The 23,425-nt window shown below is 66.9% G+C and carries 24 protein-coding genes and 1 tRNA gene; 11 read left to right on the forward strand and 14 right to left on the reverse strand.

Going from position 1 to position 23,425, the window contains the following annotated elements:
* Nucleotides 1-203 precede the first annotated feature (203 nt).
* The 3 genes from NMB43_RS18275 to nifA are packed head-to-tail and all read right to left on the reverse strand — an operon-like array spanning nt 204 to nt 3,018.
* Nucleotides 204-815 carry a DUF938 domain-containing protein gene (locus tag NMB43_RS18275; RefSeq protein WP_494349599.1) on the reverse strand — a complete coding sequence of 204 codons (612 nt, stop codon included), beginning with the start codon at nt 813-815 and terminating at the stop codon, nt 204-206.
* Nucleotides 812-1,366 carry a GNAT family N-acetyltransferase gene (locus NMB43_RS18280; RefSeq protein ID WP_494349600.1) on the reverse strand — a complete coding sequence of 185 codons (555 nt, stop codon included), beginning with the start codon at nt 1,364-1,366 and terminating at the stop codon, nt 812-814. The genes NMB43_RS18275 and NMB43_RS18280 overlap by 4 nt, the downstream gene beginning before the upstream one ends.
* 8 nt (nt 1,367-1,374) lie before the next feature.
* Entirely contained in the window at nt 1,375-3,018 is a 1,644-nt protein-coding gene (gene nifA, locus NMB43_RS18285) for a nif-specific transcriptional activator NifA (RefSeq protein ID WP_494349601.1), read from the reverse strand.
* A 428-nt stretch (nt 3,019-3,446) separates the two neighbouring features.
* Between nifA and NMB43_RS18290 the strand changes: the two genes are divergently transcribed.
* Nucleotides 3,447-3,857, forward strand: coding sequence for a SoxR reducing system RseC family protein (locus NMB43_RS18290; RefSeq protein ID WP_494349602.1), 411 nt, complete (start codon nt 3,447-3,449; stop codon nt 3,855-3,857).
* Nucleotides 3,858-3,859: 2 nt separating this feature from the next.
* On the opposite strand, the gene NMB43_RS18295 is transcribed toward NMB43_RS18290, so the two are convergent.
* The 7 genes from NMB43_RS18295 to NMB43_RS18325 form a co-directional block, all read right to left on the reverse strand.
* Nucleotides 3,860-5,200 carry a (Fe-S)-binding protein gene (locus NMB43_RS18295; protein WP_494349603.1) on the reverse strand — a complete coding sequence of 447 codons (1,341 nt, stop codon included), beginning with the start codon at nt 5,198-5,200 and terminating at the stop codon, nt 3,860-3,862.
* A 62-nt stretch (nt 5,201-5,262) separates the two neighbouring features.
* Nucleotides 5,263-5,595 (reverse strand): ISC system 2Fe-2S type ferredoxin, encoded by a 333-nt coding sequence (gene fdx / locus NMB43_RS18300; RefSeq protein WP_494349604.1) that lies wholly within the window; start codon nt 5,593-5,595, stop codon nt 5,263-5,265.
* Nucleotides 5,592-7,469 carry a Fe-S protein assembly chaperone HscA gene (gene hscA / locus NMB43_RS18305; RefSeq protein ID WP_494349605.1) on the reverse strand — a complete coding sequence of 626 codons (1,878 nt, stop codon included), beginning with the start codon at nt 7,467-7,469 and terminating at the stop codon, nt 5,592-5,594. The genes fdx and hscA overlap by 4 nt, the downstream gene beginning before the upstream one ends.
* 160 nt (nt 7,470-7,629) lie before the next feature.
* On the reverse strand, nt 7,630-7,953 hold the full coding sequence (iscA, locus tag NMB43_RS18310) for an iron-sulfur cluster assembly protein IscA (protein WP_494352168.1): 324 nt from the start codon (nt 7,951-7,953) through the stop codon (nt 7,630-7,632).
* A gap of 7 nt (nt 7,954-7,960) precedes the next feature.
* Nucleotides 7,961-8,311, reverse strand: coding sequence for an iron-sulfur cluster insertion protein ErpA (erpA, locus tag NMB43_RS18315; RefSeq protein WP_494349606.1), 351 nt, complete (start codon nt 8,309-8,311; stop codon nt 7,961-7,963).
* 23 nt (nt 8,312-8,334) lie between these two features.
* Complete coding sequence (gene iscU, locus NMB43_RS18320; protein ID WP_494349607.1) at nt 8,335-8,757, reverse strand: Fe-S cluster assembly scaffold IscU; 423 nt, start codon at nt 8,755-8,757, stop codon at nt 8,335-8,337.
* A 39-nt stretch (nt 8,758-8,796) separates the two neighbouring features.
* The gene (locus NMB43_RS18325) at nt 8,797-10,008 is read right to left on the reverse strand and encodes an IscS subfamily cysteine desulfurase (RefSeq protein ID WP_494349608.1); all 1,212 of its coding nucleotides are present in this window, start codon (nt 10,006-10,008) and stop codon (nt 8,797-8,799) included.
* 396 nt (nt 10,009-10,404) lie between these two features.
* Between NMB43_RS18325 and rsxA the strand changes: the two genes are divergently transcribed.
* The 8 genes from rsxA (at nt 10,405) to NMB43_RS18365 (ending at nt 17,254) form a co-directional block, all read left to right on the forward strand.
* Nucleotides 10,405-10,995 (forward strand): electron transport complex subunit RsxA, encoded by a 591-nt coding sequence (gene rsxA, locus NMB43_RS18330; protein ID WP_494349609.1) that lies wholly within the window; start codon nt 10,405-10,407, stop codon nt 10,993-10,995.
* 23 nt (nt 10,996-11,018) lie between these two features.
* Nucleotides 11,019-11,543, forward strand: coding sequence for an RnfABCDGE type electron transport complex subunit B (locus NMB43_RS18335; RefSeq protein WP_494349610.1), 525 nt, complete (start codon nt 11,019-11,021; stop codon nt 11,541-11,543).
* Between the two features lie 10 nt (nt 11,544-11,553).
* Nucleotides 11,554-13,080, forward strand: coding sequence for an electron transport complex subunit RsxC (gene rsxC / locus NMB43_RS18340; RefSeq protein WP_494349611.1), 1,527 nt, complete (start codon nt 11,554-11,556; stop codon nt 13,078-13,080).
* Nucleotides 13,077-14,153, forward strand: coding sequence for an RnfABCDGE type electron transport complex subunit D (locus NMB43_RS18345; RefSeq protein WP_494349612.1), 1,077 nt, complete (start codon nt 13,077-13,079; stop codon nt 14,151-14,153). The genes rsxC and NMB43_RS18345 overlap by 4 nt, the downstream gene beginning before the upstream one ends.
* The gene (gene rsxG / locus NMB43_RS18350) at nt 14,150-14,782 is read left to right on the forward strand and encodes an electron transport complex subunit RsxG (protein ID WP_494349613.1); all 633 of its coding nucleotides are present in this window, start codon (nt 14,150-14,152) and stop codon (nt 14,780-14,782) included. The genes NMB43_RS18345 and rsxG overlap by 4 nt, the downstream gene beginning before the upstream one ends.
* A complete protein-coding gene (locus NMB43_RS18355) occupies nt 14,779-15,483 on the forward strand; it encodes an electron transport complex subunit E (RefSeq protein ID WP_494349614.1) in 705 nt (234 codons plus the stop codon). The genes rsxG and NMB43_RS18355 overlap by 4 nt, the downstream gene beginning before the upstream one ends.
* Before the next feature lie 13 nt (nt 15,484-15,496).
* Complete coding sequence (locus tag NMB43_RS18360; RefSeq protein ID WP_494349615.1) at nt 15,497-15,781, forward strand: RnfH family protein; 285 nt, start codon at nt 15,497-15,499, stop codon at nt 15,779-15,781.
* Between the two features lie 195 nt (nt 15,782-15,976).
* A complete protein-coding gene (locus NMB43_RS18365; protein ID WP_494349616.1) occupies nt 15,977-17,254 on the forward strand; it encodes an Ig-like domain-containing protein in 1,278 nt (425 codons plus the stop codon).
* A 167-nt stretch (nt 17,255-17,421) separates the two neighbouring features.
* On the opposite strand, the gene NMB43_RS18370 is transcribed toward NMB43_RS18365, so the two are convergent.
* Entirely contained in the window at nt 17,422-17,787 is a 366-nt protein-coding gene (locus NMB43_RS18370) for a hypothetical protein (RefSeq protein WP_494349617.1), read from the reverse strand.
* A gap of 273 nt (nt 17,788-18,060) precedes the next feature.
* Nucleotides 18,061-18,136, reverse strand: a tRNA-Phe gene (locus tag NMB43_RS18375).
* A 106-nt stretch (nt 18,137-18,242) separates the two neighbouring features.
* Here NMB43_RS18375 and NMB43_RS18380 point away from each other — a divergent pair.
* Together NMB43_RS18380 and NMB43_RS18385 are read left to right on the forward strand one after the other, a co-directional pair.
* Nucleotides 18,243-19,571 (forward strand): cyclic di-GMP phosphodiesterase, encoded by a 1,329-nt coding sequence (locus NMB43_RS18380; protein ID WP_494349618.1) that lies wholly within the window; start codon nt 18,243-18,245, stop codon nt 19,569-19,571.
* Complete coding sequence (locus NMB43_RS18385; RefSeq protein ID WP_494349619.1) at nt 19,568-21,466, forward strand: ATP-binding protein; 1,899 nt, start codon at nt 19,568-19,570, stop codon at nt 21,464-21,466. The genes NMB43_RS18380 and NMB43_RS18385 overlap by 4 nt, the downstream gene beginning before the upstream one ends.
* 2 nt (nt 21,467-21,468) lie before the next feature.
* On the opposite strand, the gene NMB43_RS18390 is transcribed toward NMB43_RS18385, so the two are convergent.
* On the reverse strand, nt 21,469-23,115 hold the full coding sequence (locus NMB43_RS18390; protein ID WP_494349620.1) for a solute symporter family protein: 1,647 nt from the start codon (nt 23,113-23,115) through the stop codon (nt 21,469-21,471).
* Between the two features lies 1 nt (nt 23,116).
* Nucleotides 23,117-23,419, reverse strand: a complete 303-nt coding sequence (locus NMB43_RS18395; protein ID WP_494349621.1) for a DUF485 domain-containing protein — start codon at nt 23,417-23,419, stop codon at nt 23,117-23,119.
* Between the last annotated feature and the right edge of the window lie 6 nt (nt 23,420-23,425).

The following is a 23,425-nucleotide window of genomic DNA, read 5'->3' on the forward strand; positions in this document are numbered from 1 at the left end:
TCGCTTGGGGTTGCATGACACGCCCAGCCAAGCCGGGGGCTGCGTCGGCCAGGCACGATCCGGCGCCGGCGCCCCCTGTCGCGGAGACTGCCGACACCACGTGTCGGATTGCCGACAGCCCGCCCCGCTGGATGTCGGGATTGGCGACGGAATCCGGCCCGCCGGAGCGTGATGCAGTTTCCATTCCTGCGCCGCGCGCGCGCTCAGGCCCGCATTTGCCACACCAGGCAACGGTTGTTGGCAGGCATCTCACGGTCTTCCAGCAAGTGCAGACCGGCCGCACTCGCCAGCGCGTCGACGGCCTCGAAATCACGGATGCCCTGCTGCGCGCCGCGTGCCTTGAGCCACTGGTCGAACTCGGCATTGCTCGGGCTGGTGTAACGCCCGCCGTAGTTGAACGGGCCGTAGATGACGACGCGCGCCGCCTCCTCCAGCACCGCCGGCAGGGCGGCGAAGAAGGCCTCCACCTCGGCCCAGCCCATGATGTGCAGGGTATTGGCGGAGAACAGGCCGTCATACCTGGCGCACGGCCAGGCCCCGGCAACATCGAGCTCCAGTGGCGGTGGGGTGTTGGGCAGGGCGGCCTCGTCCAGCCAGGCCTGGATGCCCGCCAGGTTCTCGGCGCGGTCGGAGCACTGCCAGCGCAACTGCGGCAGGGCGGCGGCGAAATGGATGGCGTGCTGGCCGGTGCCGCTGCCGATCTCCAGCACCTGGCGGCAGTCGGCAAAATGCGCGGCCAGCACGGCGAGGATCACCTCGCGGTTGCGTTCACAGGAAGGCGCGTGGGGTTTGTCGGCCGGCGTGGCGCCGCTCATGGTTTGATGCGTGCGTACATCCATACGTCGCGTGGCAGCTCCGATACGTTGGGGTGCACACAGTAACGCAGCAGGCGCCCTTCGCGCTGCATGCCGATCTTTTCCAGCACATGCGCGGAGGCCGCGTTGTCGAGATCGCACACCGCCTCCAGGCGATGGATCGCCGGCATGTCGATCACGCTGACGGCGACCGTTTCCAGGGCCTCGCTGGCGAGCCCGCGGCCCCACACGCGGCGGGCCATCAGGAAACCCAGGCGCGCCTGGTGGCCCTGCGGCAGCACCTGGATCAAGCCGACCGGGGCCAGTTCGTACTCGACCACCCAGGTCCAGCCGGCGCCACGGATCCAGCGATGGATGTCATAGCTGATCTGGTCGCGCGTCTCGCGTTCGCTGGTATGGGTCTTCCAGCCCAGGTAGCGGGTGACCAGCGGATCGCCCGACAACTCGCGATGGATCACCGGCACATCCTGCGGCAGCGGCTTGCGCAGCACGCAACGATCGGTGAGCAGGCGACCGGTGACGCCCAGTGGTGAGCCCGATGGTGAACCCATGGCCGTCCTCAGAACCGCCGCACTTCGATGTTGTACTTCTGCAGCGCGTAGCCCATCTGGCGCGCCGTGATGTTGAGCAGGCGTGCCGCCTTGGCCTGCACCCAGCCGCATTGCTCCATGGCCCAGATCAGGCGCTCGCGTTCGCCGCTCGGCTTCTCGCTGCTCACCCGTGGCGGCGCGGCCACCGCCACATCGCTGCTGGCTGGCTCGGACGCCGGCTCACGCGACGCTGGGCTCACCGTCGCCGGCGGCGCCACCGGCACGGCGACCGGCGCCACCGCATCGTCCTTCTCCACGAAGTGCAGCACCTGGGTCAGGCAACGGTTGTGCGCACAGGGGAAGTCGGCCGCCTCGATGTGGTCACTGTGCGCCATGGTCGCCACGCGCTCGATGCAGTTCTCCAGCTCGCGCACATTGCCCGGCCAGTAGCAATGCTGCATCACGTCCTGCGCCTGCTCGGTCAGCTCGATGCGGCGGTCGTTCTCGCTGTTGAAGCGACTCAGGAAGTGGGCCGCCAGTGCCGGGATGTCGTCGCGCCGCTCGCGCAGCGCGGGCAGGAAGATGCTCACGACATTGATGCGGAAGTAGAGATCGGCGCGGAAGGTTCCGGCCGCGACCATCTTCTCCAGGTTGCGGTTGGTCGCGCACACCAGGCGCACGTCGACCTTGATGGAGCGCGTGCCCCCGACCCGCTCAAACTCGCGCTCCTGCAGCACGCGCAGCAGCTTGGTCTGGAAGGCCGCCGACACGTCGCCGATCTCGTCGAGGAACAGGGTGCCGCCGTCGGCCAGTTCGAAGCGTCCCTTGCGCTCGCCGGCCGCGCCGGTGAAGGCGCCCTTCTCGTGGCCGAACAGCTCCGACTCCAGCAGGGATTCGGACAGCGCGGCACAGTTGACCTTGACGAAGGGCTTGCCCTTGCGTGGCGACAGCTCATGGATGGCGCGCGCAATCACTTCCTTGCCGGTGCCGCTCTCGCCGCGCAACAGCACGGTGGAGCGCGCCGGCGCGACCTGGTGCACCTCGGCGAACACTTCCTGCATGCGGCGCGAGGTGCCGACCACCTTGTCGAGCTTGAAACGGCTGCGCGTGGGCTCCCGGCGGATGCGCTTGGTCTGCGTCATCAGACGCTCGCGCTCCTCGGTGACCAGGCTGCGCAGCACCACGGTCTGCGACACCAGGTTGGCCACCATGGTCAGCAAGCGCACATCATGGGCGAAGCCGCCGGCACGCGCGGGGCGGTCGATGGCCAGCACGCCCAGGGTGTCGCTGCCGCTCTTGAGCGGCACGCCGACGAAGGCGATGGTCTCGGCCTCCTGCTGCGAACGCGAGTCGGCGCGGTTCAGATACAGCGGCTCGGCCGAGATGTCGGGCACGACCACCGGTGAGCCGCCCGAGTAGATGCGCCCGATGATGCCCTCGCCGGCCTGGTAGCGCGCGCGCTGGTGCTCGTCGCGCGTCAGCCCGACCGAGGCTGCCAGCTCCAGGCCGTCGCCCTCGGCATCCACCAGCGCGATCATCGCGCGGCGGAAGTCCAGGTGGTGTTGGAGGACATTGAGCGACTCTCTCAGGGTCTTGCCCAGGTCGAGGGAGGCACTCAGGATTTTGCTGATCTCGTAAACGGTGACCAGCTCGACATTCGCACGTGCGTTCAAATCGATTCCTGCCGGGGCCATGACGGAACCCTCCGCAAATCCCACTCACCGTCAGGCCTGCCATGCAGCCGGCGGGGGGACCGGGATGGCGAAGTAACACAGCCTACGGGGTGACCTGAAGCAAACCGCATACCATTCACCGCGTGACCGGCATGCTCCTCCAAAACCCAATGCTGGTGCGTCTCTCCGCCCGGCCAGGGGGTCCGCTGGCAGCCCCGGAAGGCACGCCTTCGGGGCAGATCGACCCCGCTCTTGCACGTTGCCGGCGCAGACCGGCATGACCGCGCGGCGACGTCATGAATCCGACAATTCACGACAGAGTTCACCGCGCACAAGCCACAGCGCACCCGCCTGCCGCCACCAACGTGACAGATCGCACCTGGCACGCCCCTTGCAATGGATGGAAGACAGACGCAGGAGGCACGCCAATGAACACACAACAGGTCCGCATCATCGCGGTACGCGAGCGCAGCGTGCTGATCTCCACCGATACGGCGGCCTGCGGCGGCTGTCGCAGCCAGGCAAGCTGCGGCACCGGCAGTACGCAGGAAGTGGCGGTACCACCCGAGCTCGCCGCACGCCTGCGCGGCATGCACAGCGCTGAACTGGCCGCCCAGGAAGGCGTCGCGCTGCGTGCCGCCGCCATCGCCTATCTTCCGCCCTTGGCCGGCCTGCTCACGGGTCTGCTCGTCGGCGCCACGCAGGGTGATGCTGCCGCCCTGATTGGGGCAGCAGCAGGCTTCATGGCAGGGATGATCGTGATGCGACGCCTGACCGAGCGGCAACGCAGCCGCCTGAGCTTGACACTGAACCTTCCCGGCGGCTGCGGCCATTCCTGAATTCAGCTCCCCACCAGGCAGTCGGCCAGCAGACAGGCAAGGTGACGACTGTCGCGCGCCACGCCATCGCGAATCTGGTGACGGCAACTGCTGCCATTGGCGACGACCTGGCTTTCCGCCGGCACCGCGCGCAGCGCCGGGAACAAGGCCAGCTCGCCCATTCGCAGCGAGATGTCGTAGTGCTCGGCGGCGTAGCCGAAACCGCCGGCCATGCCGCAGCAGCTCGATTCGATGAACTCAACCTGCAGGCCCGGCACCAGGCCCAGGACCTTGCGCACCGACTTCATCGCACCGAAGGCCTTCTGGTGGCAATGGCCATGTACCCACACCGACTGGCCACCCACATCGCGAAATGCCAGGTTCAGGCGCTTGGCGTCGTGCTCACGCGCGAGGAACTCCTCCAGTAGCAAGGCCGACTTGGCGACGACAGCCACTTCTTCGCCCAGGCCCAGCGCGTGGTACTCGTCGCGCAGCATCAGCAGGCAGGAGGGTTCCAGGCCGATGATGGGCATGCCGCGCCGGGCCAGCGGCGCGGCGGCGGCAAGCAGGCGCGCCGCCTCCGCGCGCGCCCGCTCGATCATGCCGGCGGAATACCAGCTCCGGCCACAGCACAGGGGCTGTGCAGAGGCCGCCCCCAGCAGATGCACACGGTAGCCGCCAGCGAGCAGGAGCTTCAGGGCGGCCTCCGCGTTGGCGGTATCGATCTGGTTGTTGAAGGTGTCGACGAAGAGGGCCACCTCGCGCCCCTGCTCCGCCCCCAGCACCGCCGGCCGGTCGGCGAGGAAGCTACGCGCGGCCACCACCGGCAGCGAGCGCCGCGCCGCGATGCCAGTCACCCGCTGCATCAACCGTGCCAGCCAGGGCTGCCCATTGCGCAGGCGTAGCAGCCCGCGCGCCGCACGCAGACGGCCGATCCATTCCGGCACGCTGGCCAGCAGGCGCTCGCGCCACGGGATACGGCCCAGCGCCAGCCAGCGCTGCGCCAGGGTCTCGCTGCGCAAGGCGGACATGTCAGTGCCATTGGGGCACTCGCGCTTGCAGCCCTTGCAGGCCACGCACAGCGCCATGGCCTCGGTCAGCTCGGGCCCGACGAAGGGCTGCGCGCCATATTCGCCATCGAGTGCGGCACGCAGCGTGGCGGCGCGGTGGCGCGTGGAGTGCCTCTCGTCGCGGGTGACGCGGTAGCTGGGGCACATCACCCCTTTCTCATCGCGCTGGCATTGGCGATTGCCGATGCATACCGCAGCCGCCTTGCCGAAACCGCCGCCGGATGCCGGGATCTGGGCATAGGCGTCGCCCGCGCCGTAGCTGTCGTAGGCAGACCAGTCGAGGGATGTCTTCATGATGCGGACCCGCTGAGGGCGGGTGATGTGAGGAAAACCGCGCGGGCGAAAAAACGTATCGGCTACTCGCGCGCGTGGTTGCGGGTGTGCAGGGGCAGCTCGATGCTCACATCGGCCTCGCCCAGGCGCGCGCAGCAGGCCAGGCGTGAAGTCGCATCCAGGCCCCAGGCGTTGTCGAGCTGATCTTCCTCCTCGTCCTCGGCCGCACTCAGCGAGGCACCGCCTTTGCGTACATAGACGTGGCAGGTCGAGCAGGCGGCGACCTTCTCGCAGGCATGCTCGATCTCGATGCCCGCCGACAGCAGCGCGTCGCACAGGGTCGTGCCAGCGCTGGCCTCGATGCGGGCGCCGGTCGGGCACAGGTCGGGATGAGGGGCGACGAGAATGGTGCTCATGCCGACAGCTCCGTCAGCTTCTGGCCCGACAGGGCGCGCCGGATGCTCGCATCCATGCGCCGCTCGGCAAAGGTGGTGGTGGCCTTGTTGAGCGCATCGGTCACCGCCTTCAGGCGGGCCGGGTCGCTGCCGCTCTCCAGCTCTTCGGACAAGGCATACATGGCCTGCTGCACAAGGGTGTACTCGTCATGGCTCAACAGCTCGTGGCCGTCTTCCTGCAAGGCCACCTCGGTCGCGTCGAGCAGGCGGCGCGCATCGACCTGGGCCTCGCGCAGCATGCGTGCGGCCATGTCGGAGTCGGCCTTGCCATAGGCATCGAGCAGCATGTTGGCGACCTGCTCGTCGTCCAGCCCATAGGAGGGCTTGACCTGGATCTGTGCCTCGACGCCCGAGGTCATCTCGCGCGCGGCTACCGACAGCAGACCATCGGCGTCGATCTGGAATGTCACGCGGATGCGCGCCGCGCCGGCCACCATCGGCGGAATGCCGCGCAGCTCGAAACGCGCCAGCGAGCGACAGTCGCTGACCAGCTCGCGCTCACCCTGCAGCACATGGATCGCCATCGCGGTCTGGCCATCCTTGAAGGTGGTGAACTCCTGCGCGCGCGCCGTGGGAATCGTGGAGTTGCGCGGGATCACCTTCTCCACCAGGCCGCCCATGGTTTCCAGGCCCAGCGACAGCGGGCACACGTCGAGCAGCAGCCAGTCGTCACCCTCGCCGGTGCCGCGATTGCCGGCCAGGATGTTGGCCTGCATGGCGGCGCCGAGGGCCACCACTTCGTCCGGGTTCAGGTTGGTCAGCGGTTCGCGGCCGAACAGCTTGCCGACGGCTTCACGCACCTGGGGCATGCGCGTAGAGCCCCCGACCATGACCACGCCCGCGACCTCTTGCGGCGAGATGCCGGCATCGCGCAAAGCCTTGCGCACCGGCGCCAGGCTGCGTGACACGAGGTCTTTGGTCATTGCTTCGAAAGCCTCGCGGCTCAATTCGAAGCTGAAAGCGCGCCCATCGGCAGTCTGCCCGGCAAGCACGGTCGCAGGTGCGCTCGACAGCGCCTCCTTGGCGGCTCGTGCCTGCGCCAGCATCATGCGCGTGTCGTTGGGGGAGGGCGCTGCGAGCGCAAGGTTCTGCCGCAGCCAGTCGGCGATGCGGTGGTCGAAATCGTCGCCACCCAGCGCGGCGTCGCCCGAAGTCGCGAGGACTTCGAACACACCGCGTGAGAGACGCAGGATGGAGATGTCGAAGGTGCCCCCGCCCAGGTCGTAGATGGCGAAGGTGCCTTCGGAAGCGTTGTCCAGGCCGTAAGCGATGGCCGCGGCAGTGGGTTCGTTGAGCAGGCGCAGTACGTTGAGGCCGGCCAGGCGTGCGGCGTCCTTGGTGGCCTGGCGCTGTGCGTCGTCGAAGTAGGCAGGCACGGTGATCACCGCGCCGACCAGCTCGCCGCCCAGGGAGGCTTCGGCGCGCTCGCGCAGGCTCCTCAGTATCTCGGCCGAGACCTCGACCGGCGACTTGGCACCGGCCCGCGTGTTGAGGCTGACCATGCCCGGCGTGTCGAGCAGCTCGTAGGGCGTGGCGCCGGGCTCGGCGATGTCGGCCAGGCGGCGCCCCATGAAGCGCTTGACCGACACGATGGTATTGCGCGGGTCGGCGATCTGTTCGGCCTGCGCCGCATGACCGACGATCACCGCCTCCTCGTGGTAGCGCACCACCGAGGGCAGCAGCAGATTGCCCTGCTCGTCCGGCAGCACCTTCGTCATCCCGCTCGCCACCGTGGCCACCAGGGAATTGGTGGTACCCAGGTCGATGCCGACAGCGAGGCGATGCTGGTGCGGCGCGGCGCTCAGTCCCGGTTCGGCGATCTGCAAGAGGGCCATGCTCAACTCCTGAACTAGCTTGTCATGCCTCCGTAGGGTGGGTTCGCCCGGAGGGCAACCCACCACCTGTTACGGCACGAAGGACGGTGGGTTGTCGCTGCGCGCCGAACCCACCCTACACCTACACCGCTTCGTCATGCCCGCCTGCGCGGGAACGACGTCACACCGCGAAGCTCTCCCCGCAGCCGCAAGCAGCCTTGGCATTCGGGTTGTTGAACTTGAAGCCTTCGTTGAGGCCTTCGCGCACGAAGTCCAGCTCCGTGCCGTCGAGGATCACGTGGCTCTTCGGGTCGATGACGATGGTCACGCCATGGCTCTCGAACAACTGGTCCTCGGCGTTGGGCGCATCGACGAACTCCAGCGCATAGGCCAGACCGGAGCAGCCGCTGGTCTTGACCGCAAGGCGCAGGCCGACGCCCCCGCCGCGCTTGATGAGGCTCTTTTGCACATGGCGTGCGGCGCGTTCGCTGACGGTGATCATGATCTCTACCTCACACGGAGAAGGAGCTGCCGCAACCGCAGGTCGAGGTCGCGTTCGGATTGCGGATCACGAAGCGCGAGCCTTCCAGGCCGTCCTCGAAGTCGATCTCGGCGCCCATCAGGTACTGCAGGCTCATCGCGTCGACGACCATCTTCACGCCGCCCTTCTCGATGGTCATGTCGTCTTCCTTGTCTTCAGCCTCGAAGGCGAAGCCGTACTGGAAGCCGGAGCAGCCGCCGCCGCTGACATAGACGCGCAGCTTCAGCGCGGGGTTGCCTTCGTCGGCGATCAACTCGGCCACCTTGGAGGCGGCGGAGTCGGTGAAGTTGACGGGCGACGGGATTTCAACAGGTGCGTTCATGATGATGTCCTTTCAGCGCAGGCTCAGGCGGCCTTGTCGACGATGACTTCGGGGCAGGCGACATCGCCCGTCTGCTTGGCGCGGTAGTCCGCCACCGCGGCCTTGATGGCGTCCTCGGCCAGGATGGAGCAGTGGATCTTGACCGGCGGCAGCGCCAGTTCTTCGGCGATCTCGGTGTTCTTTATGGCGAGCGCCTCGTCCAGGGTCTTGCCCTTGACCCACTCGGTCACCAGCGAGCTCGACGCGATGGCCGAACCGCAGCCGTAGGTCTTGAACTTGGCGTCCTCGATCACGCCATCCGCGCCGACCTTGATCTGCAGTTTCATCACGTCGCCGCAGGCCGGTGCGCCGACCATGCCGGTGCCGACATCTTCGTCGGTGGTCGACATCGAGCCGACGTTGCGCGGGTTGTCGTAGTGGTCGAGGACCTTGTCGCTGTATGCCATGGTGGTTCTCCGGGTTCTGTCAGGGGGCGGGGGCTGCCTTCAGTGGGCGGCCCATTGGATGGTGGAGAGGTCGATGCCGGCGCAATGCATGTCCCACAGCGGCGACAGCTCGCGCAGCTTGCCGACGGCGGCACCGACCTTGGCGATCACCGCGTCCACCTCGTCCTGCGTGGTGAAGCGGCCGATCGAGAAGCGGATCGAGCTGTGCGCCAGTTCGTCGGGACGGCCCAGTGCGCGCAATACGTAGGAGGGTTCCAGGCTGGCCGAGGTACAGGCCGAACCCGAGGACACCGCGATGTCCTTGATGCCCATGAGCAGCGACTCGCCTTCGACGAAGTTGAAGCTCACGTTCAGGTTGTGCGGCACACGTTGTTCCATGTCGCCGTTGATGAACACCTGGTCCAGCGCCAGCAGGCCGGCGGCCAGCCGGTCACGCAGCCAGCGGATGCGCTCGTTTTCGGTGCCCATGCTCTCGCGGGCCAGCCAGTAGGCCTCACCCATGCCGACGATCTGGTGCGTCGGCAGCGTGCCGGAGCGCATGCCACGCTCGTGGCCACCGCCGTGGATCTGCGCCTCGATGCGCACGCGCGGCTTGCGGCACACGTACAGCGCGCCAACGCCCTTGGGCCCGTAGGTCTTGTGGGCGGACAGCGACATCAGGTCGATCGGCAGGTTGTCGAGGTCGATGTCGACCTTGCCGGTAGCCTGCGCCGCATCGACATGGAAGATCACGCCCTTGTCGCGGCACAGCGCGCCGAGCTTGGCGACGTCCTGGATCACGCCGATCTCGTTGTTCACGAACATGACCGAGGCGAGGATGGTGTCGGGGCGCAAGGCGGCGGCGAAGGCGTCGAAGTCGAGCAAGCCGTTGTCCTGCACGTCGAGGTAGGTGACCTCGAAACCCTCGCGCTCCAGCTCGCGGCAGGTGTCGAGCACCGCCTTGTGTTCGGTCTTGACGGTGACGATGTGCTTGCCACGCGCGGCGTGGAACTTGGCCACCCCCTTGATGGCGAGATTGTTCGATTCGGTCGCACCCGAGGTCCACACGATCTCGCGCGGGTCGGCGCCGATCAGCGCAGCCACTTGCTCACGCGCGATCTCCACCACCTCTTCCGCGGCCCAGCCGTAAGCATGCGAGCGGCTGGCCGGATTGCCGAAGTTGTCGTAGAGCCAGGGCATCATCTTCGCCACGACACGCGGGTCCACCGGGGTGGTGGCGGAGTAATCCAGGTAGATGGGGCGCGGGGTCATGCTGTCTCTCCTGCAGGCGAAGCAATTGGGGGCAGGAGAGCTACAGCAACTTGCGTTCCAGCTCGCAAATCATTTTTAAATCAGGCAGATAGCACCCACGTGTCAGGGTTTGACGCAGGGCTTGCGACAGCCCCTGTCGCATTTGTCGGCTTGCTGACGCGGGGCAGCACACACCAGCCCCATGTCCACCCCGGCAGATTTCCTGACGGCTCATCGCCCGCGCGCGTGTACATGTCGCACCGCGCCATCCGCGCCGAAACAACGCCAGAACAGCTCCGACAAGCGCGACAAACGGCCCTCGCACGGCCCTGCAGAATTGGCGCTATCCGATTGAATAAAAAAGCAAAAACAGGTCTGGCACGCGACATGCATTTTGCCCCTCAAACGGAGGTAGCCATGCGTGAGATCTTGCTGACCATCATCGCCATCGTGCTCGTCAATAACGTGGTGCTGGTGAAGTTCCTGGGCCTGTGTCCCTTCATGGGCGTGTCGACCAAGGTCGACAGCGCGGTGGGCATGGGGCTGGCCACCACTTTCGTCATGACTCTGTCATCGGCTGCGGCGTGGGCCATCGAACACTGGCTGCTGCTCGCCTTCGACCTCGCCTATCTGCGCATCCTCACCTACATCGTGGTGATCGCCGCCGTGGTGCAGTTTGTCGAGATGGTCATCAAGAAGACGGCGCCGGACCTGCACCGCGTGCTGGGCATCTACCTGCCGCTGATCACCACCAACTGCGCGGTGCTGGGCATCCCCCTGCTCAATGCCCAGGGCAATGCAGGCCTGGTCATGAGCGTGCTGAGCGGCTTCGCCTCGGGCCTGGGCTTCGTGATGGTGATGGTCTTGTTCGCCGGCATGCGCGAGCGCCTGACCCTGTCCCGCGTGCCGGCCACCTTCAGCGGCACGCCGATCGCCTACATCACCGCCAGCCTGCTGGCGCTGGCCTTCATGGGCTTCGCCGGTCTCGTGCCGGCGGGCGCGCATTGATTCAGATTCAAGGAGAGAACCCCATGCTCACCGCCGTCATCAGTCTTGCCGCCATCAGTTCCGGCCTGGGCATCGCGCTGGGCTTCGCCTCGCGCAAGTTCCACGTCGAGGGCAACAGCCTGGTGGCCGAGGTGGAAGCCATGCTGCCCGCGGCCAATTGCGGCCAATGTGGTTTCCCCGGCTGCAACGGTGCCGCCGAGGCCATCGTCGCCGGCGAGGCCTCGCCCACCTGCTGCCCGCCCGGTGGCAAGGTGGTCGCCCAGGCCATCGCCGATCACCTGGGAATCACGCTCGAAGCCGGCGAGGAGAGCGTGCCGATCATCGCGCGCATCCAGGAGCACCTGTGCATTGGCTGCACCAAGTGCATGAAGCTGTGCCCCTCCGACGCGATCATCGGCTCCACCAAGCAACTGCACGCGGTCATGGACGAGGCCTGCACCGGCTGCAACCAGTGCGCCGAGAAATGCCCGACCGAGGCGATCCAGATGCTGCCGGTCGCGCAGAACATCCATAACTGGGTGATGCCGCAACCCGGCCGCATGTCCTGAGGAAGCCGTCATGCCCACCATCGTCATCCCGCCCCTGCGCCGCCTGCTCCAACGCTGGGGCGTGCACCCCGACAGCCACAAGTACCCTGCCGCCAGCCTCGACATCGAGGACGCCGGCCTGCCACCGCTGCTACGCCTGCCGCTAGCGCAGCACGTCGGCGCACCGGCCAAGGTGATCGTGGAGGTCGGCGAGCGCGTGCTGCGCGGCCAGTTGATCGCCGAGACCGGCGGCAAGATCTCGGCCCCGCTGCATGCGCCGACCTCGGGCACCATCGTCGCCATCGGCGAAGCGGTGATCCCGCACCCCTCCGGCCTGGGCGACATGGCGATCCACCTTCAGCCCGATGGCCTGGACGAGTGGGTGACACTGAAGCCCGAGCTGTACCCCATCAACCTGGATGCCCGCGTCATCGCCGAGCGGGTGGAAGACGCCGGCATCGTGGGCATGGGCGGGGCGAGTTTCCCCTCTGCCGTGAAGCTTGCGCTGGGCCATCGCAACAAGGTGACGACGCTGATCCTCAACGGCAGCGAGTGCGAGCCCTACCTCTCCTGCGACGACCGCCTGATGCAGGAGTGCGCGCCGGACATCGTGCAGGGCGCGCGCCTGATCCTCAAGGCCACCGGCGCGACGCGCGTGCTGGTGGGCATCGAGGACAACAAGCCCGAGGCCATCCTGGCGATGAAGCTCGCGGCCAAGTCCTTCCCCGAGGTGCACGTCATCAAGATTCCGAGCCGTTACCCGATGGGAGCGGATCGGCAACTGATCAAGATGCTCACCGGCATCGAGGCGCCCGCCGACGGCCGCGCGGCCGACGTGGGCGTGGTGGTGCACAACGTGGGCACGGCCTACGCGGTCTATCGCGCGCTGCGTTACGGCGAGCCGCTGACCGAGCGCGTCGTCACCGTGGCCGGCGGCGCCGTCGCCAAGCCGCGCAACCTGCGGGTACGACTCGGTACGCCGATGTCCTACCTGTTCGAACGCTGCAGCGGGCTCAAGCAGCCGCCGGCGCGTGTCGTCGCTGGCGGCCCGATGATGGGGATCGGCGTGCAGGACCTGGAGACCCCGGTGGTCAAGGGCACCAGCGGCGTGCTGGCGCTGTCGGCCGCCGAGGTCGGTGAACGCGAGGAAAGCGCCTGCATCCGCTGCGGCAGTTGCGTGAGCGTGTGCCCGGTCGGCCTGATGCCGCTGGAGATGGCTGCGCGCATCCATGCCAATGCACTGGGCGAGGCGGAAGCGATCGGGCTGGGCGACTGCCTGACCTGCGGCGCCTGCGGCTTCATCTGCCCCTCGCGCATTCCGCTGGTGCAGTACTTCCAGCATGCCAAGGGCGAGCTGAGCTTGCGCGAACGCGAGAAGAAGCGCCTCGACAACATCAAGGAACTGACCGAGGCCAAGGCCGCGCGCCACGAACGCGAGGCGCGCGAGAAGGCCGAGATGCACGCCCGCCGCAAGGCCGAGCGCGAACGCGCCCAGGCGACGGAGGCGGCAGCCAAGGCGACGAGTGCCGAAGCTGGCAAGCAGGAGGCAGAAGCATGAACGGCATGATTCACGCGTCGCCGCATGCGGTTACGAACCGCAGCACCAGCCAGATCATGGGCCTCGTGCTGCTGGCCCTGGCCCCGGCCGTGCTGGCCGGCTTCTGGCAGTTCGGCTGGCCGGCCTTCCTGCTGTGGGCCAGTTGCGCCCTCACCTGCCTGGTCTGCGAAGCGCTGTGCCTGCACTGGGCCGGCAAGCGCGTGCTGCCGGTGCTGTGGGATGGCTCCGCCTTGCTCACCGCCACCCTGCTCGCCATGTCGCTGCCACCCTTCCTGCCGGTCTGGCTGGGCATCGCCGGCAGCATGCTCGCCATCGTGCTGGCCAAGCAGGTGTTCGGCGGGCTGGGCTGTAACCTGTTCAACCCGGCAATGGTCGGGCGCACGATCCTGCTGGTCTCCTTCCCGGTGCAGATGACGCAATGGGTCGCGCCGGAACACCTGCAGCACGGCATGACCTTCGCCCAGGGCCTGGCCATAAGCCTTGGGCAGGCAACGATTCCCGACGCAGTGAGCAGTGCCTCGCTGTTGGGGCATGTGAAGACCGAAGTGGGGCGCGGCGTCGAATTGCTGAGCGCCCTCAGCCCCTTCGCCAATGACGATGCCCTGCTCGGCGCGCGCGCCGGTAGCCTGGGCGAAACCTCGTCGCTGCTGATCCTGCTTGGCGGCCTGTTCCTGGTCGCCAAACGCATCATCGGCCTGCGCATTCCGCTGGGCTTCCTGTTGGGCGTGGCGGTGCCGGCCGTGATCGCGCATCACGCCGCACCGCAGAGTTTTCTGCCCGCCACCACTCACCTGCTGTCGGGCGGCGTCATGCTGGGCGCCTTCTTCATCGCGACCGACTACGTCACCTCGCCCAGCTCACCGGCCGGGCAGTGGCTGTTCGCCCTCGGCTGCGGCGTGCTGAGCTGGCTGATCCGCACCTGGGGCGGCTATCCGGAGGGCGTCGGCTTTGCCGTACTGATCATGAATGCCACCACCCCCTTGCTGGACATGTGGACCCGCCCGCGCATCTTCGGTCGCAGTCTCAGCGGCAAGTCGCTGCCCGCCCAACGTGTCGAGGAGGCCCTCAAATGAGCCAGGTCATCAAGCTCGATGCCATCTGGTACCAGGGCGTCTCGCTCGGCGTGGTGGGCGTGACGATCACCGCCGCGCTGGCGCTGGCCTATCAGAGCACCCGCGAGAACATCAACGCCGCCATCGAGGCGGATACCCGCCAGACCTTGGAACAAGTGCTGCCGCCAGGCTTCGCCGACAACAACCTGCTCAAGGACACGCTCCAGATTCCAGATGCCAAGGGCCAGCCCGTCACCGTCTATCGCGCCCGCAAGGCCGGGGTGGTGCGCGCAGTGCTGTTCGAGCAGGTCGGCAAGGGCTATGCCGGCAACATCAAGCTGATCATGGCGGTGGATGCGCAAGGCGTGATCCAGGGCGTGCGCGTCACCCAGCATGCCGAAACCCCAGGGCTGGGCGACAAGATCGAGGCCGCCAAGAGCCCCTGGATCGATTCGTTCCGAGGCAAGTCTGCCCAGCAACCCGACACCAAGGGCTGGGCCGTCAAGAAGGATGGTGGCGTATTCGACCAGTTCGCCGGCGCCACCATCACCCCGCGCGCCGTCGTCGGCGCGGTGAAGCAGGGCCTGGATTTCTTTGCCCACAACCGCCAAGCCCTGCTGGACAGCAGCACTGAAGGAGCCCCGCAATGAGCAAGGACACCCCCACCGTCACCAGCCCCGACGCGCGCGCCATCATGCGCGACGGCCTGTGGGACAACAATGTCGTGCTGGGCCAGATGCTGGGCATGTGCCCCACCATGGCGGTCACCAGTTCTGCCACCAATGGCCTGGGCATGGGCCTGGCCACCCTGGTCGTGCTGGCCTTGTCCAACGCGCTGATCTCCAGCCTGCGCAACTGGGTCAGCCCGACCGTGCGCATCCCCATCTTCATCGCCCTGATCGCCGGGCTGGTCACCCTGGTGGACATGTGCCTCAACGCCTGGATGCACGATCTCTACAAGGTGCTGGGCATCTTCATCGCGCTGATCGTGGTGAACTGCGCGGTGCTCGGCCGCGCCGAAGCCTTCGCCTCGCGCAATCCGGTGCTCTCCTCCACGCTGGACGGCATTGCCATGGGCCTGGGCTTCACCGTCGCCCTGGTCATCATGGGCGGCATCCGCGAGATTCTCGGTGCCGGCACCCTGTTCGCCAACGCCCACCTGCTGCTGGGCGAGCACTTCGCCTTCCTGGAAATGCGCATCCTGCCGGAGACCGCGAGCACGCTGTTCATGATCCTGCCCCCCGGCGGCTTCCTCACCGTCGGCCTGCTGATCGCCGCCCGCCGCCGTATCCAGGCCTGGTTCGAAGCCGTCCCCGCCCCCGCGCCGGCCAGCGGCGCCCACGCCCACTGAAGGAGGGCGCGCCATGCAGATCGCCGTCGCCTACGCCAACAGCTTCAAGAAATACTGGCTCAAACTCGAAGTGCCGGACGACTGCACCGTCGCCCAGGGTCTCGAACAGTCCGGCATTCTCACCACCTGCCCCGAAATCCAACTCGAAAAGCAGAAGGTCGGCATCTTCGGCAAGGTGGTCAAGCTCGACGCCCCGCTCAAGCCCGGCGACCGTATCGAGATCTACCGCGCCATCATCTGCGATCCCAAGAAAGTCCCGCGCCGCAATCAGGGGGATGACGAGGACGAGGACGATTGATCCGGACGCCCGGCCTTCAGCTACGGTCTCTTGCCCGAAATCGGCATGGAAGACCGCCGCGCGGACGGATGGCAGCAACACGCGCCAAATCACCGAATTCAATAAATTCACCAATCCGTGATTCATTGCGCAGCAATATGCACACGGAGCGCGTAGCCTCGAATCGCTATGAACTGTGCATATAGGAGAAGCGCGATGAACGCCTTCCGGAAAGGCCGTGCGGCTCTGTGGATTCTTTGCCTGGCCCTGTTCTCCTGCGGAGGCGGTGGTGGAGGCGGCGATGGCAGCAGCAGCCCCAGCAATACCCCGAGCAGCAGCAACCTGGCACCCGTGGCCAATGCCGGCCAGCCCCAGAATGCCGTCAACGGCGGCACCGTCACGCTCGACGCCAGCGCCAGCGCCGACGCCAACGGCGACGCCCTGCAGTACCTGTGGACCACGGTCAGCAAGCCGGCTGGCAGCACCGCCACCCTGTCCAGCAGCACCGCACTCCGCCCCAGCTTCGTGGCCGACCTGCCCGGCAGCTACGTCTACATGCTCATCGTCAGCGACGGCCGCCTGAGCAGCAGTGCAACCGTCACCATCACCGTCGTCAGCCCGCAGACCAACGTGGCCCCGGTGGCGAATGCCGGCAGCATCCAGGGCGTTCTGGTCGGCAGCAGCGTCACCCTGGACGGCAGCGCCAGCTCTGATGCCAATGGCGACACGCTCAGCTACACCTGGTCCCTGCTCAACAGGCCGCTGAACAGCAACGCCAGTCTGTCCAGCACCCAGGTTGCCAAACCCGTTTTCACCGCCGATCTAGCCGGCACCTATGTCGCCCAGTTGATCGTCAGCGATGGCAGCCTGAGCAGCGCGCCGGTGACGGTGAACATCACCGCCGTCGCACCGGACAGCACCGCCCCGGTGGCTACGCCTGACAGCGCCACCAGCTACCAGGCAGCGCTCACCGGCATCGACGTCGTCGCCAACGACAGCGACGACTCCGGGCTCACGCCCAGCCTGACCGGCCAGCTCAGCAATCCGAGCAATGGCAGCTTCATCGCCAACGCCGGGAAGATTGACTTCACGCCCACCACCGGCTTCACCGGCACGGCCAGCGTCAGCTACGAAATCCAGGACGCCAGCGGCAACAAGGCCTGGGGCCAGCTCACGGTCACCGTCAAGCTTCCGCTCGTAGTCACCCACGCGCAGGTTTCGGCGCAGGGCAGCAACGTGGTCGCCCTGACGGTGAATGTCAGCAAGGATGCGCAGGTCAACTGCACCTACCGGCTGGCCACGGCCCCCGCCCCCAGCCTGGCCGATGTGCAGAACGGCAACGTCTGCGCCGCCAGCAGCACAGGTACCGCCCTCTTCCTGTTCGGCGGCTTCAGCCCCGGCACCGCGTACGTGTTCTACGTGCTGGCGCGTGGCAATGACGGGAGCGACTGGCAGAGCAGCATCACCACCCTGCCCATCACCATGCCGAACTGAGCGCCGAACGCCTGCTGATGCAATAGGCGTAGTTCATCACAGCACCCCCGCCAGTTGCGCGGGGGATGAATGGCCCGCGGATCAAGGCAGCACAGGCTGCAGTGCTGGCAGCGGGCCGTCACGAGGACGGCATCAGCCTCCTGTCAGCGCGCGACCCGGCACCTGCATCAAGCCTCGGGCGTAGGGGCGAAGCCGTAGTACGAGCCGTATGCCGAGGGCGCAGGTGCATAGGCGGCAATCTTGATTGCATCCGCCAGCGTCACCTTGTCGGTAAACCCATCGACGCCACCTGCGCCCAGCCAGCGCTGTTCGACCTCCTGCTCACTCAGGCCCGCGATGTCGAGGTTGCGGTCCAGGCGTTCGGTGCGGAATTCGAAGGCGCTGTCATGCGCGATGAACAAAGTGTGGGCACACGCCGTGATGCGCGTCTCGTCATCGGGGTCAGCGCCCATGACGCGCGTGCCGCAAAAAGGGCAATGCACCGGCGTGTAGTAGAAGGTCTTGAGTTCGGTGCGCTGGATAGTGTGATTCATGTGCTCTTCCTTGCTGAAGTGAATGGCGTGCTGTGCTGGCCATTGCGGGGAGTCTCATCGAGCAGCGGAAGCATCCGACGGCGCGCTCTGACGGGGGAAGCCCGTCTCGGACGCGACAGCAATCGCTGGACAACTGAAACCGGTGACGGGTGGAGTCGGGCCGAGAGGCCAGGCATGCGAGGCGACCAAACCGCCAGAAAATGAGACAGGCAGCCGGTCAGCGAAAAGAAGAAGGCCCATCCTTGCGGATGGGCCTTCTGTCTTGGAATCCTGTGGTGGCCTGGGGCGGAATCGAACCACCGACACGCGGATTTTCAATCCGCTGCTCTACCAACTGAGCTACCAGGCCGGGAAAGACCAGCATTATAGCAGAGACTTTCAGGGTTAGCCAAACCCGCTTCTGTCGTTAGGTCCGGCACCCCTCAAATCACGGCGCGGGCGGCCGTAAACCACTGATGGCGCAGCCCCGCGCCTGCCGCCTGAGCCCCTTCATGAACCCGGAAAGCACTGACCATTTCGTCCTGCCGGAGCAGCTTTGCATCGGTCTGTACATCTTCATCGACCTGCCCTGGTTCAGTCACCCCTTCAGTTTCAACCAGTTCAAGATCAAGTCGGCCGATCAGATCGCGACGCTGCGCGGGCTGGGCGTCAAACGCTTCCGCTACGACCCGGCACGCAGCGATCTGCCGGCGCAGGCCCTGGGGAGCAGCGGAGGCGGTGAAGTCGAGGCTCAGGCCGAGCCGGTGCCGGCGGCGCCCACCCCGCAGGATCCGCAGGCAGCGGCGGCACAGGCCCGGGCGCGCCACCTGCGGGCGCGCCAGGAGCGCATCGGTCACGTGGAAAAGGCCTTCGCCAAGGCCGCCGCGATCATGCGCAACATCAACCGCAACCTGGTGTCGCGGCCGGCTGACTGCATCGCCGAGGTGAGCGAACTGGTGCACCAGATGACCAGCGCCTTCCTCGACGCACCGGAGGTCACGCTGCATGTGATGGGCGAGAAGGCGGGCGGCGAGGACGCCTACTTCCATGGGCTCAACTGTTCGGTGCTGTCGATGATGCTGGCCAAGGGCCTGGGCATGGCCCGCGAGGACTGCCGCCTGTTGGGCCTGGGCGCCTTGTTCCACGACATCGGTCTGATGGACATTCCGGACAAGGTGTTGAAGAAGACGGGCGACTTCACGCATGCCGAGATCGAACTGCGCAAGATGCACTGCGAGTACGGGCTGCGCATCGCCAAGAAGGTGGGCCTGCCCGAAGCCGCGCAGTTCGTGATCTACCAGCACCATGAGCTGGTCGACGGCAGTGGTTATCCGCGCGGGCTCAAGGGCAGTGCGATCCATCAGTTGGCGCGCATCGTGGGGCTGGTCAATCACTACGACAACCTGTGCAATCCGGTGGACGTGAGCAAGGCGCTGACGCCGCACGAAGCGCTGTCGCTGATGTTTGCCAAGATGCGCGACAAGTTCGACGGCCAGGCGCTGCAGTTGATGATCCGCTCGCTGGGTGTGTATCCGCCGGGCAGCATCGTGAAGCTGTCGAACGAGGCGCTGGCGGTGGTGCAGTCGGTCAACCCGGAAAAACCCTTGCGGCCCTGGGTGGTGGTGTACGACGAGGCCATCCCGAAGGAAGAGGCGCTGATGGTCGACCTGGAACAGGAACCGGAACTGCACATCGCCAAGGCGATCCGCCCCAACCTGCTGCCAGCAGCAGTCTATGAATATCTCAGCCCGCGCAAGCGGGTGACCTACTACTTCGATGCCGACGCGCGCGGGGGGCAGCCGTGAGCAGTCCCGAGTCGCTGCTGCTGGGTCAGGCCAGCGAGATCCTGCTGCTGGTCGACGCCACCAGCCTGGAGATCCGCGCGGCCAGCCCGGCCGCGCTGGCGGAGCTGGGCTACACCCAGGACGCGCTGCTGGGACGGCCGATCACCGACATCGAATGCGCCCTGTCCGATGTGTTCTTCTGGGAGGACGTGCGCCAGGGCGGCAACCCCAAGGTCGACTGGATCGAGGGCCTGTACCAGCGCGCGGACGGCAGCACGCTGGCGGTCAGCAAGCGGGTACGCCGGATCGACGAAGGGGCCGGCTGGCTGGTGGTGAGCGCACACGGCATCGAAGGCGAGAAACGCGCCGAGGAAGAGCTGGCGCACATGACCTCGCAACTGCGCGCGACGCTCGAGGCCACGGTGGATGGCATCCTGCTGCTCGACCGGCACGGCCGCATCGCCAACATGAACCGGCGCTTTGCCGAACTGTGGCGGGTGCCGCAGGATATCCTGGTCGAACACGAGGATCGTCTGCTCAAGCAGTTCCTGATCTCCCGCCTCGCGCCAGATGATCCCTTTGCCGAACACTTGTCGCGGATAGCCTCCGACAGCGAGAGCGAAAACTTCGACACCCTCTACCTCGCCGACGGGCGCGTGTTCGAGTGCAAGTCGCGCCCGGCCCGCCATGCCGAACAAGTCATCGGCCGCGTGTTCTCCTTCACCGACGTGACCGAACGCCACGCCGCCGAACAGGCGATGATTGCCGCACGCGACGCCGCCACTGCGGCCAGCCGTGCCAAGGGCGATTTTCTCGCCATGATGTCGCACGAGATACGCACCCCCATGAACGGCATCCTGGGCGTCGCGGAACTGCTGGGCGACACGCCGCTGAACCCGGAGCAGGCCGACTATGTGCGCACCATGCGCTCCTCCTGCGAAGCCTTGCTGGGCATCATCAACGACATCCTCGATTACTCGAAGATCGAGGCGCGCAAGCTCGAACTCGAATGCGTGAGCTTCAGTCTGCCCGCCATGCTGGATGACATCGGCAAGTTGTTCAGGGTGCGCACGCGCGAACAGGGGCTCGGCTACGACTGCCTGATCGGCAGCAGCGTACCGGCGGAGCTGATGGGCGACCCGGTGCGCCTGCGCCAGATCCTGGTCAACCTGGTCGGCAACGCGATCAAATTCACCGAGCGCGGCAGCATCGAGATCACGGTGCGCGAACTCGGCCGTGAGGAAGACCGGGTGCGGCTGCGCTTCGGCGTGCGCGACAGCGGCATCGGCATCCCGGCCGACAAGCTGGAACACATCTTCACCCCCTTCGAGCAGGCCGACATGTCGACCACGCGGCGCTTCGGCGGCACCGGCCTGGGGCTGTCCATCTGCCGCATGCTCACCGAGCGGATGGGCGGCGAGATCGGCGTCGACAGCAGTGCCGGGAAAGGCTCCGAGTTCTGGTTCAGCATTCCGCTGCGCATGTGCCAGGACAGCCAGGCCACGCCAGCCCAGTCCGCCACACCGACGGTCAGCCTGGCGCCGCAGACGCGGGTGCTGGTGGTGGAGGACAACCCGGTCAACCTGATGGTCATCACGCGCCTGCTGTCCAAGCTGGGAGTCAGCACGCCCAGCACCGCGCACACCGGCATCGAAGCCCTGCAGGCGCACGAAGGTGGCAGCTTCGACCTCATTCTCATGGATACCCGCATGCCGGAGATGGATGGCCTCGTCGCCACGCGCCGCCTGCGCGAGCAAGGCATCAAGACCTACATCATCGGGGTCAGCGCCGATGCCTCGCTGGACGACCGCAGCAGTGCGCTGGCCACCGGCATGGACGACTACCTCACCAAACCGGTCTCGCTGGAAGCCTTGAACCGCGCGCTGACGCTCTGGCAGACACGGGCAAGCGGCTGAGTTCAGCCCTCGCTGCGGATGCCCGTCACGCGGCGCAGGCGGAAGCGCTCCCAGCTCGCCTGGGTGTGCGTGTCGGGCCGCCACAGGGACACCAGCCACACCGCCAGGAAACCGAGCGGGATAGACACCAGCCCGGGGTTCATCAGAGGGAAAGGCGGCGCCTGCCAGCCCATGTTGGGCGACAGCAGGATCAGCAGGCCGGCGCTGCCGGTACCCACCACCATGCCGGCCACCACCCCGGCCGTGCTGCAGCGCCGCCAGTACAGCGACAGCAACAACGCCGGCAGATTGCTGGAGGCTGCCACCGCAAAGGCCAGCCCGACCCAGTGCGCCACGTTGTGATGACGCCCGCCCAGCGACAAGAGCACCGCCACCACGCCCGCCACCACCACCACCACGCGATGTACCCGACGCTCGCCGCGTCCGCTGCCGGCCCCGCCGTGCACGCCCCAGGCGTAGGCGTCGTGCGCCACCGCATCAGCCGCCGACAACAACAGGCCCGACACCACCGCAACAATGGTGGTCAGCGCCACCGCTGCGGTCAGCGCCAGCAACAATTGCCCGCTGGTGGTATGTGGGCCGCCGCCCAAGTGCTGCGCCAGCAAGGGTACGGCCAGGTTGGCCCCGGGGTCGAAGGCCAGCACCGTCGCCGGCCCCAGGTAGGCGGCGGCGGCCAGCCCCAGCACGATGGTCAGCAGGTAGAACAGCATGATGATGCTCATGGCATAGGTTACGGACTGCCGCGCCTCGCCCGGCGTGGGCACGGCGAAGAAGCGCATCAGGATGTGCGGCAACCCGGCGGTGCCCAGCACCAGCGCCAGGCACAGCGAGAAGCGGTCGAGCGCCAGCGGGAAATACAGGCCGGGCTGAAGGAAGGCCGTCGCCTCGCTGCCGCCGCGCAACACCGTGACATGGGCGGCCACGTCGGCGCTGGCGCGCACCTGGTCGAGCAGCGCCGGCAGTGAGAAGCCCAGCGGCCACAGCGCCAGCACCGCCAGCACCAGGGTCACCCCGACCAGCATGACAGCCTTGACCACTTGCACATAGGTGATCGTGGCGGTCCCGGCGAGCAGCACATAGCCCACCGTGAGGCCGCCGATCAGCCAGGCACAAGCCTCGTGCGACAGGCCGGTCAGCAGGTGGAGCACCAGGCTGCCGCCGAGCATCTGGGCCGACAGGTACAACAGCGTCACCACCAGGGCGGACAGGGCGGTCGCGCTGCGCACCGCGCGCGAGGGATGGCGCACCGCGAGGATGTCGGCCAGCGTGTACTGCCCCAGGTTGCGACAGGGCTCGGCCACCAGCAGCAAGACCACCACATAGGCCGCCAGGAAACCCACCGAGTACAGCAGGCCATCGAAGCCGTAAGCGGCGATCAGGCCCACCACGCCCAGGAAGGAGGCGGCCGACAGGTAGTCGCCGGCAATCGCCCAACCGTTCTGGTGCGCCGATATCGCGTGGCCGGCGGTGTAGAACTCGGCCACCGCGCGCAGACGCCGCGCGGCGAACCAGATGATCGCCAGGGTCAGCAACAGGAAGACGGCGGTCACCTCCAGCGCCAACACGCGCGCCTGCGTCTCCTGGGCCTGCGCCGCGACAGGCAGGGCTGGCAGCAACACGCGCAGCGGAATGAGGAGCGGGCGCGCCATGTCAGCGCCTCCCTTCCATGCGCCAGACATCCTGTTGCAGTTCGGCCGCGACGCAGTCGAAGTCGTTCTCCGCCACCCGTCCGTACAGATAGGCCACCAGGCCGCACAGCAGGAACACCAGCAGCACCAGGGCGAGGCCCAGGTTCAGCCCAAGGGGCAGCGCCTGGGCCAGCCAGGCCGGCGCCCAACTGACCAGCACCGCAAGGACGGCAAAGCCCCCCAGGGCAAGCGCCAGCAGCAGCGCAACGATGCGCTTCTTGCGCTCGGCCAGTTGCCAGTAGCGCATGTCCTTTTCGATCTGCATGCCCCC

It is taken from the genome of Uliginosibacterium sangjuense, from assembly GCF_059132465.1.

Excerpts from the sequence above, each read along its gene's own strand:
- NMB43_RS18355 (WP_494349614.1), top strand. The coding sequence starts at position 14,779 with ATGAGCAAGGACACCCCCACCGTCACCAGCCCCGACGCGCGCGCCATC.
- rsxG (WP_494349613.1), top strand. The coding sequence starts at position 14,150 with ATGAGCCAGGTCATCAAGCTCGATGCCATCTGGTACCAGGGCGTCTCG.
- hscA (WP_494349605.1), bottom strand. The coding sequence starts at position 7,469 with ATGGCCCTCTTGCAGATCGCCGAACCGGGACTGAGCGCCGCGCCGCAC.
- NMB43_RS18390 (WP_494349620.1), bottom strand. The coding sequence starts at position 23,115 with ATGGCGCGCCCGCTCCTCATTCCGCTGCGCGTGTTGCTGCCAGCCCTG.
- NMB43_RS18380 (WP_494349618.1), top strand. The coding sequence starts at position 18,243 with ATGGCGCAGCCCCGCGCCTGCCGCCTGAGCCCCTTCATGAACCCGGAA.
- erpA (WP_494349606.1), bottom strand. The coding sequence starts at position 8,311 with ATGAACGCACCTGTTGAAATCCCGTCGCCCGTCAACTTCACCGACTCC.
- rsxC (WP_494349611.1), top strand. The coding sequence starts at position 11,554 with ATGCCCACCATCGTCATCCCGCCCCTGCGCCGCCTGCTCCAACGCTGG.
- NMB43_RS18365 (WP_494349616.1), top strand. The coding sequence starts at position 15,977 with ATGAACGCCTTCCGGAAAGGCCGTGCGGCTCTGTGGATTCTTTGCCTG.
- NMB43_RS18335 (WP_494349610.1), top strand. The coding sequence starts at position 11,019 with ATGCTCACCGCCGTCATCAGTCTTGCCGCCATCAGTTCCGGCCTGGGC.
- fdx (WP_494349604.1), bottom strand. The coding sequence starts at position 5,595 with ATGAGCACCATTCTCGTCGCCCCTCATCCCGACCTGTGCCCGACCGGC.
- NMB43_RS18360 (WP_494349615.1), top strand. The coding sequence starts at position 15,497 with ATGCAGATCGCCGTCGCCTACGCCAACAGCTTCAAGAAATACTGGCTC.
- NMB43_RS18275 (WP_494349599.1), bottom strand. The coding sequence starts at position 815 with ATGAGCGGCGCCACGCCGGCCGACAAACCCCACGCGCCTTCCTGTGAA.
- rsxA (WP_494349609.1), top strand. The coding sequence starts at position 10,405 with ATGCGTGAGATCTTGCTGACCATCATCGCCATCGTGCTCGTCAATAAC.
- NMB43_RS18370 (WP_494349617.1), bottom strand. The coding sequence starts at position 17,787 with ATGAATCACACTATCCAGCGCACCGAACTCAAGACCTTCTACTACACG.
- NMB43_RS18395 (WP_494349621.1), bottom strand. The coding sequence starts at position 23,419 with ATGCAGATCGAAAAGGACATGCGCTACTGGCAACTGGCCGAGCGCAAG.
- NMB43_RS18325 (WP_494349608.1), bottom strand. The coding sequence starts at position 10,008 with ATGACCCCGCGCCCCATCTACCTGGATTACTCCGCCACCACCCCGGTG.
- NMB43_RS18295 (WP_494349603.1), bottom strand. The coding sequence starts at position 5,200 with ATGAAGACATCCCTCGACTGGTCTGCCTACGACAGCTACGGCGCGGGC.
- iscU (WP_494349607.1), bottom strand. The coding sequence starts at position 8,757 with ATGGCATACAGCGACAAGGTCCTCGACCACTACGACAACCCGCGCAAC.
- NMB43_RS18280 (WP_494349600.1), bottom strand. The coding sequence starts at position 1,366 with ATGGGTTCACCATCGGGCTCACCACTGGGCGTCACCGGTCGCCTGCTC.
- NMB43_RS18290 (WP_494349602.1), top strand. The coding sequence starts at position 3,447 with ATGAACACACAACAGGTCCGCATCATCGCGGTACGCGAGCGCAGCGTG.
- NMB43_RS18345 (WP_494349612.1), top strand. The coding sequence starts at position 13,077 with ATGAACGGCATGATTCACGCGTCGCCGCATGCGGTTACGAACCGCAGC.